This window comes from Paenibacillus planticolens (assembly GCF_013141725.1).
Taxonomy (GTDB): domain Bacteria; phylum Bacillota; class Bacilli; order Paenibacillales; family NBRC-103111; genus Paenibacillus_E; species Paenibacillus_E planticolens.
In genome coordinates this window covers 103685-119259 of sequence record NZ_WHNZ01000048.1, presented here as the reverse complement: position 1 = coordinate 119259, position 15575 = coordinate 103685, and the positions used below count along the sequence as shown (strand labels likewise).

General features: G+C 49.2%; 20 protein-coding genes. 6 read left to right on the top strand and 14 right to left on the bottom strand.

Translation table 11 applies throughout. The features are described 5' to 3' along the window. The first annotated feature begins 469 nt into the window (after positions 1 to 469). Entirely contained in the window at positions 470 to 961 is a 492-nt protein-coding gene (msrC, locus tag GC097_RS23520; protein WP_171685738.1) for a free L-methionine (R)-S-oxide reductase MsrC, read from the top strand. Here msrC and GC097_RS23515 read toward each other — a convergent pair. From GC097_RS23515 to GC097_RS23500, 4 genes are all read right to left on the bottom strand, one after another. Continuing rightward, entirely contained in the window at positions 954 to 1403 is a 450-nt protein-coding gene (locus GC097_RS23515) for a PilZ domain-containing protein (RefSeq protein WP_171685737.1), read from the bottom strand. The genes msrC and GC097_RS23515 overlap by 8 nt on opposite strands. 82 nt (positions 1404 to 1485) lie before the next feature. Beyond that, positions 1486 to 2550 (bottom strand): polysaccharide deacetylase family protein, encoded by a 1065-nt coding sequence (locus GC097_RS34445; protein ID WP_246294420.1) that lies wholly within the window; start codon positions 2548 to 2550, stop codon positions 1486 to 1488. Between the two features lie 86 nt (positions 2551 to 2636). After that, the gene (locus GC097_RS23505; protein WP_171685736.1) at positions 2637 to 3278 is read right to left on the bottom strand and encodes a thiamine diphosphokinase; all 642 of its coding nucleotides are present in this window, start codon (positions 3276 to 3278) and stop codon (positions 2637 to 2639) included. Between the two features lie 90 nt (positions 3279 to 3368). Next, positions 3369 to 3602, bottom strand: coding sequence for a hypothetical protein (locus GC097_RS23500; RefSeq protein WP_171685735.1), 234 nt, complete (start codon positions 3600 to 3602; stop codon positions 3369 to 3371). Positions 3603 to 3737: 135 nt separating this feature from the next. Here GC097_RS23500 and GC097_RS23495 point away from each other — a divergent pair, with 135 nt between their 5' ends. Next, positions 3738 to 4472 (top strand): DUF554 domain-containing protein, encoded by a 735-nt coding sequence (locus GC097_RS23495; protein WP_171685734.1) that lies wholly within the window; start codon positions 3738 to 3740, stop codon positions 4470 to 4472. On the opposite strand, the gene GC097_RS23490 is transcribed toward GC097_RS23495, so the two are convergent. Beyond that, positions 4469 to 5170, bottom strand: coding sequence for a response regulator (locus GC097_RS23490; RefSeq protein ID WP_171685733.1), 702 nt, complete (start codon positions 5168 to 5170; stop codon positions 4469 to 4471). The genes GC097_RS23495 and GC097_RS23490 overlap by 4 nt on opposite strands. A gap of 318 nt (positions 5171 to 5488) precedes the next feature. On the opposite strand from GC097_RS23490, the gene GC097_RS23485 reads away from it, so the two are divergent. Then, positions 5489 to 6418: a sensor domain-containing diguanylate cyclase gene (locus tag GC097_RS23485; RefSeq protein WP_171685732.1), complete on the top strand. Its 930-nt coding sequence runs from the start codon at positions 5489 to 5491 to the stop codon at positions 6416 to 6418. A gap of 132 nt (positions 6419 to 6550) precedes the next feature. Further along, positions 6551 to 8197: an S-layer homology domain-containing protein gene (locus GC097_RS23480; RefSeq protein ID WP_171685731.1), complete on the top strand. Its 1647-nt coding sequence runs from the start codon at positions 6551 to 6553 to the stop codon at positions 8195 to 8197. Positions 8198 to 8245: 48 nt separating this feature from the next. Here GC097_RS23480 and GC097_RS23475 read toward each other — a convergent pair whose 3' ends face one another. The 5 genes from GC097_RS23475 to GC097_RS23455 all read right to left on the bottom strand — a co-directional run bounded on the left by GC097_RS23475 (position 8246) and on the right by GC097_RS23455 (position 10144). Further along, on the bottom strand, positions 8246 to 8707 hold the full coding sequence (locus GC097_RS23475; RefSeq protein WP_171685730.1) for a spore germination protein GerPE: 462 nt from the start codon (positions 8705 to 8707) through the stop codon (positions 8246 to 8248). A gap of 3 nt (positions 8708 to 8710) precedes the next feature. Further along, positions 8711 to 8893, bottom strand: coding sequence for a spore germination protein GerPD (locus GC097_RS23470; RefSeq protein ID WP_376768415.1), 183 nt, complete (start codon positions 8891 to 8893; stop codon positions 8711 to 8713). A 2-nt stretch (positions 8894 to 8895) separates the two neighbouring features. Continuing rightward, a complete protein-coding gene (gerPC, locus tag GC097_RS23465) occupies positions 8896 to 9588 on the bottom strand; it encodes a spore germination protein GerPC (RefSeq protein ID WP_171685729.1) in 693 nt (230 codons plus the stop codon). An 80-nt stretch (positions 9589 to 9668) separates the two neighbouring features. Next, entirely contained in the window at positions 9669 to 9878 is a 210-nt protein-coding gene (locus tag GC097_RS23460) for a spore germination protein GerPB (RefSeq protein ID WP_171685728.1), read from the bottom strand. 38 nt (positions 9879 to 9916) lie between these two features. Then, positions 9917 to 10144 (bottom strand): spore germination protein, encoded by a 228-nt coding sequence (locus tag GC097_RS23455; RefSeq protein ID WP_171685727.1) that lies wholly within the window; start codon positions 10142 to 10144, stop codon positions 9917 to 9919. 134 nt (positions 10145 to 10278) lie between these two features. On the opposite strand from GC097_RS23455, the gene GC097_RS23450 reads away from it, so the two are divergent. Further along, positions 10279 to 10737, top strand: coding sequence for a hypothetical protein (locus tag GC097_RS23450; protein ID WP_171685726.1), 459 nt, complete (start codon positions 10279 to 10281; stop codon positions 10735 to 10737). A gap of 296 nt (positions 10738 to 11033) precedes the next feature. On the opposite strand, the gene GC097_RS23445 is transcribed toward GC097_RS23450, so the two are convergent. The 3 genes from GC097_RS23445 to GC097_RS23435 all read right to left on the bottom strand — a co-directional run bounded on the left by GC097_RS23445 (position 11034) and on the right by GC097_RS23435 (position 13872). After that, positions 11034 to 11558, bottom strand: a complete 525-nt coding sequence (locus GC097_RS23445; protein WP_246294419.1) for a C40 family peptidase — start codon at positions 11556 to 11558, stop codon at positions 11034 to 11036. Between the two features lie 203 nt (positions 11559 to 11761). Then, entirely contained in the window at positions 11762 to 13129 is a 1368-nt protein-coding gene (locus GC097_RS23440) for a sensor histidine kinase (RefSeq protein ID WP_171685725.1), read from the bottom strand. Continuing rightward, on the bottom strand, positions 13126 to 13872 hold the full coding sequence (locus GC097_RS23435; RefSeq protein WP_171685747.1) for a response regulator transcription factor: 747 nt from the start codon (positions 13870 to 13872) through the stop codon (positions 13126 to 13128). Before GC097_RS23435 ends, GC097_RS23440 begins: the two co-directional genes overlap by 4 nt. A 198-nt stretch (positions 13873 to 14070) precedes the next feature. Between GC097_RS23435 and GC097_RS23430 the strand changes: the two genes are divergently transcribed. Next, on the top strand, positions 14071 to 14394 hold the full coding sequence (locus GC097_RS23430) for a hypothetical protein (RefSeq protein ID WP_171685724.1): 324 nt from the start codon (positions 14071 to 14073) through the stop codon (positions 14392 to 14394). 92 nt (positions 14395 to 14486) lie between these two features. Here the strand turns inward: GC097_RS23430 and GC097_RS23425 are convergent, their stop codons facing one another. Then, the gene (locus GC097_RS23425) at positions 14487 to 15452 is read right to left on the bottom strand and encodes an aldolase catalytic domain-containing protein (RefSeq protein ID WP_171685723.1); all 966 of its coding nucleotides are present in this window, start codon (positions 15450 to 15452) and stop codon (positions 14487 to 14489) included. Between the last annotated feature and the right edge of the window lie 123 nt (positions 15453 to 15575).

The following is a 15575-nucleotide window of genomic DNA, read 5'->3' as shown; positions in this document are numbered from 1 at the left end:
CCAACGCGTCCCAACACGCCTCATCTTTGCCTAACACACCCATGAGTGCTGCAGTTAATAACCTTCGTTGTACATTGTGCAATAAAAACGCTGCATTCCCCCTACAAGCTCGCCTTCCATTGTATAAAATACAATCATTTTAACGAAAAAAGCCCAAATCAGCCCAATTCCTGCGAAAATGTTGCACATAGTACAATGAAGAAGAGATCTGAGGCCCTTTCTTGGCCATATCGTTGTACAGAATACAACATAGCAAGGCTGTTTAAGGCCTTGATCACGTGAGTGAAGTACCATCTGAACCGCATCTGCGAAGCCAGTTCCGATTCTGTCCTCGAACAAGCAGCGAAGCTGCACTCGCATTCAAACATAGAAAATTACTTCCTAACGATCTTACTCTTTGGCGCGAATGAACACTTTTTGGTATGATGAGAAGGCAAGAATGATAGATGAGGAAGAAGGATGATAATCGATGTTTGCGAAGTCGAGCTACGAAGGAACGAGAGAAGACAACTATGCCTTGCTGATTCAGCAAGTTGAAGCCTTGATACATGACGAGCCGAACAGAATTGCCAATTTAGCGAATGCCGCGGCGCTGCTCGGACAATTTTTGACGGATATCAATTGGGTAGGGTTTTATTTGCTGGACACTGCGCAAGAGAAGGAGGAACTCGTTCTGGGACCGTTCCAAGGCTTGCCGGCTTGCGTTCGGATTCCGCTGGGTAAAGGAGTTTGCGGTACGTCTGCCGCGCGCCGGGAAACGGTGCTTGTACCGGACGTTCACGCATTTCCCGGCCATATCGCCTGCGATGCCGCCTCCCAATCGGAAATCGTCGTTCCGATTCTTCGAGGGGAAGAGTTGATCGGCGTGTTGGATATCGATAGCCCTAGCCTGAGCCGTTTTGATGAAATCGATCAGCGCTACTTGGAGCAGTTCGTCCAAAAGCTTGCTGCCGCTATGTAATGTCGTAAGTTGTTGAGAAAATATCTGTCATATCATCATCGGAACAGAAGCTGCAGCTTGCCAGTACATCGGTGTGCCTTAAACGAGATCCTAACAGAATCAGATGACTGGTCAGCTGCTGCTCGATAGTCGGATCTGCGATGCTGAACTCAATCCCATACTCATAGAGGGATGGTTTCAGCATCGTTTTTCGTTTAATAATGCCCAGAATTTTCATTTCCTGATGAAACAGATGGAAAGTAAACTCCAGCAGCAGGCTCATCTCCGTAGGAAGATTCAAGGGGGTATGCATGCGGATGCCGCCGGCGCTGATATCCTTGATCATGATTTTGGAGTGTTTGGTGTCGGTAGCTTTATTTTTGATCCCAATAATCTTGAACATGGCGGTTAATGGGATTTGGAGGTGAATTCTGAAACTGGAGCGTTTATTTGGTTGCGACATGGAGATGCTCCTCTTTGTTAATTAGGCATATTATACTATAAAAGTAGATATTTTGGACCATGTTTATAAAAAGAAAAGCCTCCTACTTGAGTTTAGGAAGCTTGGCTGCGAAAGCGTTTAGATTTTCCTCGCCGTTAACAAAAATCCGTTTTAGCAGGTAAGGGGACTGCTCGTTTGTTGCAAAGCCTTGATCGATTGTAAAAGCATACCGAAACCCGTGATGCTGAAGAAGTTTCAGCGTCGTTTTGTTGTATTCGCCATACGGATAGCAGAAGATATCCGCTTTGGTTCCAAGCCGTTCCTCGATCTGCTTCCTGGCTTCCACGATTTCATAGGCTTGCTCGTCCGCCGAAAGCTTCGGGAGGTGAGGATGCGACATGCCGTGCGGCTGAATATCCCAGCCACCAGCTTGCATCTTCTTTATTTGCTCCCAATTGAGATAGCCGTCCTGCTCCGTCATGCCAGGAGAAACAAAGAGGGTGGCGGGGAAGCCGTATTTAGCCAGAATGGGCATCGCTTCCTCGTAATTATCGAGGTATCCGTCATCGAACGTGAGCAGCACCGGCTTCTCCGGGGATTTCTCGGAACGGTCTCCTTCCAGGAGACGAATAAAGGCTTCGAGAGTCAGAGGGGTGTAGCCATGATCGTGCAAATAAGCCATTTGCGCTTCCAGCTTGTCAGGAGGAATAACGACGATATTCCCTGGGTCAATCGCCACACTGTGATAGTTAAGCACAGGGATGCTGACTTTTGACGAAGGCTTGCCCGCAGGCGGAACCAAAGGGACGTAAGTTTCCGACGTAACGGTAGGCGTCGCGGACTTCGTGTCCACGGCGAGCGGAAGAAGCAGGGGATCTCCCGCGTTGACAGCCGCGTCGGAATCGGCGCCAGGTTCATTTGCAACGACAGGCTCAGGTTCGGGCGGCGGCGGCTTGTCCGCCTCATGCGCTTGGATGTCTGAAGGAGCTTCCTTTTCAGTCTGGACGAGGGCTTGTCCTTCATATGTGTAGGAAGCGGCGGACAAAGCGACTGTCCTTTCAGACCGGTTGTTCGCGGCGGAAAGACAGCTGGTTAAGAGCAGCAGCACTATCGTGTAAACCCCGATAAATAACGAATAGCCCAGAATTCCCTTTCTTGGAAAACTCATCGGTACACCAACCATTCTAGAGGAATATTCTATTACTCTATTTGTAAGCAATGGTTGGGAGAATTATACCTGATCAGCGAAAGAGATTAATCTTTGCTTTGAATAACAAGGAGAAGGCCTGTGCGAATCTCGATTAGACCTTCCGGTTCCTGAAGAATATTGCTGATCCCGAGGGATTGTCCGATCTCAAGCTTCGCTTGATGAAGCGGATATGCGAAACCGTGGAGCGTGATGCCTGTTACTTCCAGACTGAGCGGAAGCAGAGAGATGTGCGTATAGCGCCCACGTTCAATGCGTGTCGATTGGTTCATAACGAGGATCTGATTGTTGGCATCTATAATGGAGCACGAAATGCCGAGCTCCGTACCTTTACGCAGCAGATGTACGTTGGCTAATGAGTGATCGAAGCGCGTGCCCAGCGCACCTAACAGGATGATCTGTTCCGGCTGCTCAGCGAGCGCCCAATTGAAGGCCATTTCGGTATCGGTCAAATCTTTGTAAACCGGATCGCATTCGATGAACGAAAGGCTTGAAGAACGAATAAGGTTTAATTCCTCCGCCGTCACCGAATCAAAATCCCCTAAAGAAATATGCGGCTTGTAGCCATGCTGAATTAAATATAAGGCCCCTCGGTCAGAGCCCACCAATATGTCATTCTCTTGGATGACTTCCAGGGCCCAATCGCCAAGTGTTCCGCCAGTTACTATAATGATTCGTTTCCCGTTCATGCTTGTTCCCCCAGCGTTTGATATCATCCCCCTAGTATATCATAATGAGGCAAAAAACCGAGCTGCATCGCTCGCAGCCCGGTTCTAAGATTAGGTTCGCGTATCCGCACGCTTGCGCATTGGATTAAGCTCCGTTTGGTCGTGATCAATCTCGGCTTCTTCTGCAAAGCCCTGCAGCTCCCAAGTCGTGCGGCCCAGCACGAGGTCCGCAGGAAACTCATTGCCGCGCTTGAGGGTTACCTCTTGTCCTGCCTCATTGGCATAAACACCGTCTGTCTCCACCGTATCGCCTGTCATGGGGTCCATCGATTTGTCTTTAGACATGCCGTATTCCTCCTTTCCTGTTGCTTATCCATACCATTTCCAAGGATGGAGGAAATTATGAGCTGAATCATGTAGAATAAAAAGGTTGTCATACACAGGCTACAGACTTTGTCAGACAGAAAGGGAATGAACAGGATGGCGTTATGGGGGACGATAGTGAATGCTATCGCCATTATCATTGGGGGATTGTTGGGGCTTCTGCTGCCCCGCATCTCAGAAGGCATAAAAAGCACAGTGATGCAGGGCCTGGGCCTCGCAATTACTGTGCTGGGGATTACGATGGCTCTCAAATCGAGCCAAATCGTGCTTGTCATACTAAGCGTCGTCATCGGCGGCATTCTTGGTGAACTGCTTCGCATCGAGTACAGGCTTGGTCAGCTTGGCGACTGGTTGCAGGCCCGGATGCGCAAAGGTTCATCGGACCAACGCGGCAGCGTCTCGGAAGGATTCGTGACTTGTACGCTTGTATACTGCATCGGAGCTATGGCTATACTGGGTCCGCTGGACGGCGGCCTCCGTCATAATCATGATATTTTGTACACCAAATCATTGCTGGACGGATTTTTATCCATTATTTTCGCTTCTACCTTAGGGATTGGCGTCATCTTCTCCGCTGTGTCCGTGTTCGTCATGCAGGGAACGATTGCTCTCGCGGCAACGGTGATCGCCATGGCCTTCAGTCAAGCGTCGCTGGACGCGATGATCGTCCAAATTACAGCTGTTGGCGGCGTGCTGGTTATTGGGGTAGGCATCAATCTTCTTCAAATCAAAAAAATCAATGTCGCCAATATGCTTCCGGCTCTTATCATAGCGGCAGCCGCTGTGCCCGTTCAGCATCACTTCTCGGCTTGGTGGGACCGGCTGTTCTAGACTAATGAACCGTTAAACTTGTATCCGACGCCGCGAACGGTAATGATGTACTTGGGCTCAGCCGGATTCACTTCAATTTTCTTGCGCAGATTGCTGATATGTACGATGAGCGTTCGCGGGTCGCCCATACTATCCAGGCTCCAGATAAGCTCAAACAAGTGCTCGATTTTGTAAACCCGGTTCGGGGTTTTGGCCATTAAGGAAAGCAAGTCGAATTCCTTGGCCGACAGCGAGATGGTCTGCCCGTTGACACGGACAATGTGGCTGACCAGATCGATCTCCAGACCCGGAAACTTCACGAGCTGCGGATCGTCTTGATGCTGTTCGCGGATGGAATTACGGCGCAGCAGGGCTTTCACCCTTGCCACAAGTTGACTAGGGCTGAAAGGCTTCGTCATATAGTCGTCGCCGCCCATGCTGAGCCCGAGAATAATATCGATATCTTCACTTTTACAGGAAATGAATAAAATTGGCGTATTGCTGGTTTTGCGCAGCTGACGGCAAACCTCTATGCCATCAAGTCCCGGCAGCAGAATGTCGAGAACAATAAGATCGGGCTTGTGTTCTTTAACGATCTCGAAAACATCTTGTCCATTGTTGGCGCTGATGACCTTGTATCCTTCTCTATTTAAATAGAGCTGGATCAATTGGACAATTTCCTGCTCGTCATCCACCACTAAAATTGTTTCACCTGCCATACTAGAAATCCTCCTCAGTAACGGAACGGCTCATGATGGGAGCGGAGTTCCCGCTCGCAAATACTAGCTTTATTATAGAACGATTCTCCTAAAAATTTCTATCCTTTTATTGACATCTTACGAGATTGGTGCGGTTTCAGAGGGGATGCAGGTACTGAGCACTACCTGGATTCCCGAAGGATGGCGAAATGTGATGGAAATAGGCGAAAAATACCAGTATTTGACGTAAATTTTAGCAAGTCTTTATGAAATTTTTATGTTCCCATGCTAATCTACCCTTGTCTCTATGCTGGAATAGGGAAGGGGGCGGCGAAAGTAATGAGTCATTCGGCTGATTTGAGTCCTGTCACACATCCATGGTTGCAGAAGGATAACTTCGTACGCCAATTTATCGAGCAGGCTTGGGATTTATTTTGCATATTCGATGTTCATGGGAATTTAACCTATGCGTCCAAAAGTTTTAACCCGGTGATCGGCTTTATTCCTAAAGATTTTCAACAAGTTGTGGAATTTATTGATTCTGAATACCGTATGGATTTACATAAAATGTTTATCAGAACCTTGCAGACGAAAAGCAGCAGTAAGCTGGAATTTCTTATGAAGGGTACAAGCGAGAGCTGCAACTGGTTTGAATGCACCGCGCTGCCGATCTGTCATGAAGACGGTACACTATTGGAGATATCGTTTGTGCTGAACGACATTACACTGCGCAAAAATCATGAGAACCGGCTAATCGCCATGGCATTCCATGATCCTCTTACAGGGCTGCCTAACCGGCGGCGGTTTAAGGAGCATCTGCAGCAAATGCTTTTACAGGCGAAACGGACGAATAAGCCTTTTGCGCTTTTATATGTCGATATTGATGATTTTAAAATGATAAATGACACGATGGGACACGATGTAGGTGACGCTTTCTTGCAAAGTTTTGCCCACCGCATTCAAGGCTGCCTTCGCGAGGTCGATCTGTTTGCCCGGATGGGCGGCGACGAGTTCACGATTCTTTTGCCTGGCGTAGATTGCGAGGAGCATGTGATCAACGTGGCGCAGCGGATTCTGCATTGCGTGGATCAGCTCTGGGACATTCAGGACCAACAGTTTAAAGCTACCGTCAGTATGGGAATTACGATGTATCACTCCGATAAAACGGAGGCATCGCGCATGTTGAAAGAAGTGGATATCGCCCTCTATCAAGTGAAGGGAATGGGCAGGAATCACTTCCAATTCTATCAACAAGCTATGGATGAATAGAAGAATAACAATGAACCGTTATGGAGCTTAGTGCCTGCTCTATAGCGGTTTTTTGCGTTCACCAATATTTACTCCTAGCCTATTTATTGGATTTCTAGGATGATAGAGTAATAACAATAAGATAAAGGAAGGATGAATTTAATGCAGGCAGCCAACAGGCGATGGCGTAAATTCGTTGTTGTATTAGCAGCAGCGGGGATACTGACGATAGCGGCAAGCTCGGAACCGCACGACGCGGAGGCTCAAGCAAGTTCGGCCCAGGGTAAGTTCAATATGTCTTATATGTATTTCGGGAGTCCGAGCTCGTATACGTCACAAGTGGATAAAAGCGGGCAAACGCTCGACGTTGTTGCGCCCAGCTACTTTCAAATAAACGCAGACGGCGGTTTACAATTATCCGACACCTTGCAAGCTTCTTTCATCTCGGACATGCATCAGAGAGGAAAGCGGGTTGTGCCTTTTCTTAGCAACGATTTTGATTCGGTGCTAGGGGGGAAAGCGATTGATAATCGCGAAGCGCTGTCGGACCAAATCGTTAAGGTCATTAAGGATTACAACCTTGACGGTATTCAATTGGATATTGAGAATGTAGATGCCGCCTACCGGGATAAATATACCGATCTGGTTAGATTGCTCCGCAATAAGCTTGGGAGCGACAAAGAAGTATCCGTTGCCGTGGCTGCTAATCCGACAGGAACGAAAACGGGATGGATAGGTTTATATGATTATAAGGCGTTAGCGGCCGTCAGCGATTACTTAATGGTTATGGCCTATGACGAAAGCTATCCGGGAGATCCGACACCTGGGCCTGTGGCTGGTTTGCCCTTTGTGGAGAAATCGATTCAATATGCGCTTTCACAGGCATCCGGGGATAAAATTGTGTTGGGGATTCCCTTCTACGGAAGGTACTGGAATCAGAACGCAGCCGCTAACGGCTCAGGCGTATCTGCGCAAACGATTAGCAAGCTCATCGATACGTACGGGGGAACGGTTCGTTTTGATACAGCCAGCCAATCGCCTGTCGCTACTTTTACCATCCGTCCCACCGATGCAGTGACTAGTATTAATGGCAAAAAGCTGGAGCCAGGCGACTATACCGTTTGGTTTGAGAACGAGCAATCGTTGAAGGGAAAGCTGAAGCTGGTCAGCAAGTACAATTTGAAAGGCACCGGAAGCTGGAGCCTGAATCAAGAGACAGCCGACACTTGGAATTATTATGACCTATGGGCCGATGGCTTCTATTTCACGGACGTGCAAAATCATTGGGCGAAAGATGCCGTTCTCGCCGTGGCGAACCGCGGCTGGATGCTCGGCACCGCTGCAGATCTGTTCGCACCGGATGCGGCGCTCACGCGGGCAGAAGCCGCGACGATTATCGTGCGCGCACTCGGCTTGCAGAGCTCGGCCGCCGGCAGCGGCTCGTTCAAGGATGTGCCTGCCACCCACTGGGCGTATCAGGATATTCAGATCGCGAAGCAAAGCGGGCTGCTCCAAGGGATCAGCGATGACCGCTTCGCGCCGGATCAGATCATGACGCGGGAGCAGATGAGCATGCTGCTCTCCCGCGCTTTGAAGTTGACTTCGCCGAGCGGTGGCACCGCGGCGAAGCGCTTTTCTGACGTGCCGGCAGACAGCTGGTCGGCGGAGGCCATTGCTGCGATGAGCAGCAACGGCCTTGTCGACGGCTTTGCGAACGGCACGTTCCGCCCCGGCGCGTCTTTGACGCGCGCCGAGATGGCGGTGCTGCTTAATCGCGCACAGCCGCTGCTCACGAAGTGAGCCGCTTTAGAACCGCTCCCCTGGGGGCGGTTCTTTGTTTTCGTGCCGTTATAAGCCTTCCGGAGGCTTGATTGCGGGCGGGGCGTTGCCGATGTCGTCTTCGCTCTGCAATTTGACAAAGGTGGTTTGTCCTTTGGGACCGGGCTTATTGGTAACGAATTGGCGGATGTTTATGACCCGCGCTTCAGCGCCGATGATGCGGCTGCTGCCAATCTGGAATAAACATGAGGAAGATACTTCTACGATACGGACGTCCCGCACCCGGATGAATGATCCTAAGTTATCCACACACATTGTGAAAGGTTCAGGCGGTTGAGGAACGGGAAAAGGACGCCGAAAGAAAGGGTATGCCGCAAAACTGCCCTCGTTTCCGAAATAGATCGGAACTTCGCGCTGCACAGCGAAGACTTTGGTTTCCAGCGCAGACTGAACGTTATCCCCTACCTGCATGACGCTGCTTGAGCTAATGGAAGTCACACGGACACAACCAACGATAGAAAGGCGAGCCACCGCTTACACCTCTGACGGGAGGGGGACGAATGGCGATATAATGACGGCTTCCGGAGGCGTGTCGAACATGGAAGACAGGGAGATCACTTCCGTATCGCCAATGAGGAAGATGGATGAACTGGCCACCCCGACGATGCGGACATCACCGACGAAAATCTGTTTGTTTTCCACTTGCAAATTCAGCATAGCTAGCCCTCTTTTCTTGGTAGACTTGATAGGTAACTTTCAATCGCACTGATGATGTCTTGCTTTGTTTTATCAATAATGCTGGTCGTTACAGCTTCCATTGGTTCTTTGAAGCCGACGCCGCGGTATTGGTTGACATAATGTTGGATGCGGGTATCCAGTTGTTTACGAATATCTTCAACGATGAGGTCTTTGTAATCTTCATCCAGATGATACTGGTACTTATTTTCCAGATTCAGCATATCGGAGTGGAGCTCATACTGCAGATAATGGGAAATGCTGTTGGTAACCGTCTGCTTTATGCTGGTCCCCTGATGGTTATTCGTGGGCCCTTGTCTAATGTCAGCCTGCTCAGGCCCGATCCCGAGCTCCTGCCCTGATCCTTGATGGAAAGGATTCTGATCCTGCCCGGCATCCTTGCCTACCGGGGCGCCATTGACCGTGAAATCTTCGACATTGTCCAGCGAACTCGGGCTGATGCCTATGGTTAAGGTTCCTTCCAGCTTTTCGACTTTGAGCTGATCGAATTTATATTCGATTTTATCAATGTGGAATCGTTTTTGGTCTTTTAGAGCGTTGAGTTCGGCTTGCAGCTTGGTGACCGTTTGCTCCAGTTTATCGATACGCTGCTTCTGCATTTCAATATAGGCGGAGAGCTGCTGGGCCCACTGCTGCCATGTGATTGAGTTATGCATGTATGGCACCTCCTTCCGGTTTCATGTGGAAGCTTTGTATGGCAAGAATGCTGATGCTTGCGGCACCGAGGGCAGCGCCGTCAGCTTGGAGGAGGCAAACGAACGAGAGCAACCGGGTTTACCGGGCTGGAACCAAGCTCTGGGGTAGGCTCAACAAAGCCGCCTGTATTATATAGATTGGATAATGAACGAATGGATCCCGCGGTGCCGATTTGGAGGACGGAGGAGTTGGCCACGGAGTTCACTTTCAGATTTTGAATCATGATGGTTTGATGAATGATCATGTTCATGGAGGAGGAACACCCCGCTATGCTTGGAATCGCTCATCCTAGACGATGAATCCGCTAGTGGCGTTGGTTTCGATAAGATCCGAATCGTTCGTGATGGTTGCACTGTACACATTATAGACACGCGGGAAATCTCCTGTATTAAAGGAGCCTGCGCCTGCGAATGTTTTGGCGGAACTGTTAGGCGCGATGATGAAGGTGTCGCCGAATTGGACGACAGAGCTGGAACCGACGCTGAGGATCTTTACATTACCTACGATAGATGGCATTTTCGGCCTCCCTTGCCTCAGGCTTATCACCATGCAGTATATGAGGGTATTCGCCCAGATGTGTCCTGTAAATCAGATTGGTGTCACATCAGGACGCAGGCACATATACTGCAAGAGAAAATGAGGTGATGGGTTTGAGCGGGTTTAATCGCCATCCTTGGCTGAAGTGGGAGCAAATCGAAAAGTTTCTTGGGCAAAAGCTGCCTTTCGGTGAAAAAGGGCAGACCTTTCTAGATAATATGACGTGGGTTGAGGGATATGTACAGGACATGCTGAAAAAAGCGATGCCGGTTATGGATGCGAACGTTTCGTCTCACGACTCCTTCGGTGCGGAAGTGTTTGAAACGCATGAACATGTCATTATTAAAGTGAAAGTCGCTAAAGACGAAGATCCAAGGGCGCTTCGGGTGTTTGTAAAATCAAATCAGCTGAAGCTGAGCGGCTTTCTAAACGGCAAGAGCCGGATTGTGAAGATGCCGACGCTTGTGCTTCCAAGAACGGCAAGAGTCAGCTACAAACAGCGTCAGCTGCAGATCAAGGTGCGTAAACGCGGATTGAAGGAAAATTATATTGAGTCGTATATCCGGTATTAAGAGGAATGAGTAGTGCTTGTGGGGAGAAAGGGAACAATAGTCCGCTATTTGCCTTGAAATAAGCCAGTTGGCCATTTAGAGGGAACTCTGTTCCGCTATTTCGCTAACTTAACGCGGTGTGAAGGTTACTTGGTGCTAATAAGTCCCTGTAGTTCCTCCAAGAACCTGAAAACAGCCTATCGAGCCCAAATAGCGCCCTGTAGTTCCCTTCCTCTTAGGGATATCGACAATAGGAAGTGGCAGCAGTAAAAAAAGGAGCTAAGCACGTATACGCGCTTAGCTCCTGGTTTATTTTCTTAAAGCACGCGGCGAGCGGTCATGTAACGGGATGACCAAGTTCCGCTTGAAAGCTTCGTAATACGCACGCCGCCGGCGCCGTAAGTGTGCAGGATGTTGCCGTTCCCCATGTAGATGGCTACATGGTTAATAACGCCCGGTTTGCCCGGGATCGAGAAGAACACGAGATCGCCAGCGCGAAGGTTGCTTCTGGATACGTAAGTGCCTACTTTGGATTGGCTTTTGGAATTCCGCGGCAAGTTAACGCCTATGCGTTTGAATACATATTGCGTGAAAGACGAACAGTCGAATGTGTTGGTCTGGCCTGCTTTTGCCCCGAATTGGTACGGTCTTCCCAGGTACTTCTTACCGATGCTGATGACTTGGCTGGCACGGGAAGTTGCCGTAGCCGATGCTTGAATGGTTGTTGTATTCGTCGCTGCGTCAGCTTGATGAGGTGCGGAAATCATACCTGCAGAAAGTCCTATGGAAACGGTCAGCGCCGTTAATGCTAGTTTTTTGTACCAGTTATGTTGGTTTTTCATCTTGGTTTCCTCCTAGAGTTGAGTTGTTTGGAATTGCTTCGCCAGACTCTTCTATATGAGTAACTTGTGGCTGTTTCGTTGACATGACCCAAGTATACCAGATGAAATTCCGCCTATTATTTACCTTGTAATCCCTTTCTGTGTGGTATGGCTGGATTTTTTGTGTTTTCTGAGAAAACCATGAGAATCCTATTAAAAAGTTTTTATTGACACGTTGCCGGCAGCTTCACAATAGCGGAAGTCCCTTCTCCCAAGCGGCTTTTGAGCTCAATGGACCCCCCATGCTTCTGCACGATATGCTGGGCGATAGCGAGTCCTAATCCTGCGCCGCCTTGCTTGCGATTCCTTGCTTTATCACTGCGGTAGAACCTGTCGAACAGGTGAGGGATATCGCTTTCAGCAATGCCGATGCCTTGATCGATGACTTCGAGAACGACCCACTGGTCTTCGGTGAGACCGATGGAGAGGATGACTTTTTGTTGGCTGTATTTAAGCGCATTATCAAGCAAAATAATAAGCAGCTGCCTAATTTTATTAGAGTCGCCCGCCATTTGGAGCTCTTGTTGATCCGGCTCCGACTGTATCTCGATTTCTCTGCCGGATGTGATGCGAAGCGAAGTCACGATTTGCCGGGCAAGAGGAAGCAGATCGAAGGTAACCTCCTGCTCACAGTTTTCCCGGACAACATCCGTGAGGGAAAGCAGATTTTGGGTAAGCAGCTTCAGCTGGGCAGATTCGGAAATAATGGCTTCGAGCGCTTCTTCCCGCAATGTCTCGTCGTGGGAAGCCCATCTTCGCAGCAAACTTGCATAGCTTTCAATGATGGTCAGCGGTGTGCGCAGCTCATGGGAGGCATCGGCAAGAAATTGCTCCTGCTTTTGAAACATGTCCTGCAGCCTGTCTATCATTCTATTGAATGTGGCGCCAAGCAATATCATTTCATCGTTCGTCTTCTTCGCAGGCAGGGGGATATGCCGGAAAGAGCCGCTCTGCTCAATGTTCTGCATAGTGCTAACGAAATGCTGGAGGGGGCGGAAGAGGACGTTCGTATAGAAATAACCCCCGATGAGAGCCAGAATCAACGTTCCAATGGAGGTTAAAAGTAGGACAGAGATGAGCATGTCCGCATATTCGCCCAATCTTCGCAAGCTCCGGCCAATTTCTAGAGTAGCGATTTGATGCCCTTCTTTAAAAACAGGCATTTTGACAAAAACAAAAATTCCGTCCGACGCGGTTTCTACCGTTACCGTTTCTTTGTTCACATAGGTGACGGGGTAGCGAAGCAGCTTTTCGTCCGAATAAATTTGATGGATGACTTTCGAATCCGGAGCGATATAGCGAAGCATTTCCTGCGGGATAAGGAGCTCTTCCATCTGAGAATTGTTCTGCCAATACTCCGGATGACTCGGCAAATCCTTCATCAACAGCGCTTTAGCCTTTTCCTTGAGCAAATCGGCTTCACCTTTGGTTGTCACCCGAATGAACATATAGTAGACAAAGGTAAAGCTGATAAAAAGGATCAGCATAAGCCCGACGGTAACGCCTAATGTAATTTTCAGCTTGAGACTCATAAGGGCTTCTCTTTTGCGACAGATCCGTCATCTGCCTCCTCAGTTTGCGAGGGCTCTGCCTTCATCAAATAACCGACCCCGCGGATCGTCTGTATCAGCTTGGAGGAGAAGGGCTTGTCCACTTTTTGCCGCAGATAACGAATATAGACGTCAACCACGTTCGTGTCGCCCACGAAATCGTAACCCCAAACCTCGGAAATAATCTGTTCCCTCGTCATCACTTCATCCTGGTGCTGAATGAGAAAGCGCAGCAGCTCAAACTCCGTTGGCGTAAGCTCAATAGCCGCCCCTTCTCGGACTACGGACCGGCTTTTCAAGTCCATCGTTAAGTCGTCGATTTTCAGCGAGTAAGGCTCCTCTGCCGGCTGATCCTGCAAGCTTCGCTGCCGCAGCAGGCTGCGGATGCGTGCCAGCAATTCGACCGTGGCAAAAGGTTTCGTAACATAATCGTTTGCTCCTTGATCCAATCCGCTGACCCTGTCCGACACGGCATCGCGAGCCGTCAGCAAAATAATAGGCAGAATAGCGTTTACCTGGCGTATACGGCGCAGAACCTCAAGGCCGCTGAGCTCAGGGAGCATAACGTCCAGCAGAATAAGATCCCACTCGGGCTCAGATAAGGCAGCATCCAGTCCTGTGCGCCCGTCTGATTGCGTATGTACTTCATAACCCTCATGCTCAAGCTCCAGCTTCAGCACGCGAGCGATGCGTTCTTCGTCCTCGATCAGCAATATGCGGCTCATGCGAAAAGATTTCACTCCCAGCTCCCGCTAAATAGCGGCGTCCATTCCTCGTCTTAGTTTCTCAGGTTCCCCGGTTTTACATACATGCACTCGAAGCCCCTGCAGCCCAGTCTTGCATAGAGCGTTCATATGCCTAGTCCGCGTTCACCCTTTGTGACATAAACTAGCACTGAGAAGACTGATAAAGGAGCAGAACAGATGAGCATATCACCGAATAAAAGAACACGCGCCAAGGCCATACAGCGAGTGGCGATTTTGCTGCAGGATCATGACGCGACCGGAAGAGTCTATGTGGAAATCGAAGGCGGATTAAAGTCGCGCGAAGTGATGGTCGAAGCGCTCAAACGTTTGGAGAGCGGCTTGATCTATGCGGATGAGCATTGTACACAGCTTATTGACAGTGAATATATAGAAGTATTCCGCAAAAAAGGGAGCGTGCGCCGGGAGGAAGAGGATTTCACATTCCTGATTGAGCGGGAATATGCGGAGGACTACGTCGTGTCAGCCAAAATTATCAAATAACAACTGTGCGTAAATGCCAAAACCCCCTTGCTGAGACACTCAAAGGCGATGCCTTATGAATGGTCGACAAGGGGGTTATTTCGGAGAACGGATTAGCCTTTTTTAATAACAGGCGCTGTCTCAACGGATGTCAAACGGTCATAGAAATCTACGAAGTTATTTCTTTCTGCGGAGCTGAGCTGCGCCATCGCTGTGCGCGGGTGCTCATCGAGTGCACCTACGATCATGTAAGGAATGAGGTAGCCCCAATCCCATTTCTCACGCATCGTGATCATGTGCTTTTCAATAATCTCGAGCACTGGACGGATGTCGTAGCGCGCGCCTTTCAAGTGGCTGAGCAGCAATTCTGTCGTACAGTTTCCTGCAGCGCGACCCATTCCGTACACGGAGGAGTCCAAGAAGGTTACGCCACTGGATGCGCCGGTAATCGTGTTCGCGAAAGCAAGCTGCATGTTGTTATGCATATGCAAGCCGAGCTCTTTTTCAGGAAGCAGGCGTTGGAATTTGGTTACTAGGTAATCAATATCCTTAGGAGCCATGCTGCCGTAGGAGTCTACAATGTAGACAACGTCAACCGGGCTTTTGTTAATTTCTTCGAAAGCTTCAATCAGCTCGTTTTCCATCACGTGGGAAAGAGCCATGATATTTAGGGACGTTTCATAGCCCATGTCGTTGAACTTTTGCACAAGCTCAAGACCCTTGTCCACATCTTTGATATAACAAGCGACGCGGATCAGATCCAGTAAGCTGTCTTCACGAGGCAAAATGTCTTTCTCATCGACGCGGCCGATATCTACAAGCGCAGACAGTTTTGTATCTGTCTTTGTAGTAATGACATCACGCAGGAAAGTTTCATTCAAAAATCTCCATGGACCGGATGCTCCGCCTTTCAGCAGTTTTTCCGAATTTTTGTAACCAATCTCCATATATTCTACACCGGCTGCACTTAAGCCGCGATACATGTCTTGGACAAACTCCACGCTAAAATCCCAATCATTCACCAAACCGCCGTCCCGAATCGTACAATCCAAAATCTTGTGTTGATGATGCTTTACCATGCCCGTAATGCCCCTTTCGACTGCTCATATCGCTTAAGATTTTGCTATATTATCACTTATGAAGAGGCTGCTTGTCAATGTAAGAAGCTTCACACGAGGGAACTTTTGCAGGGAACATATGGT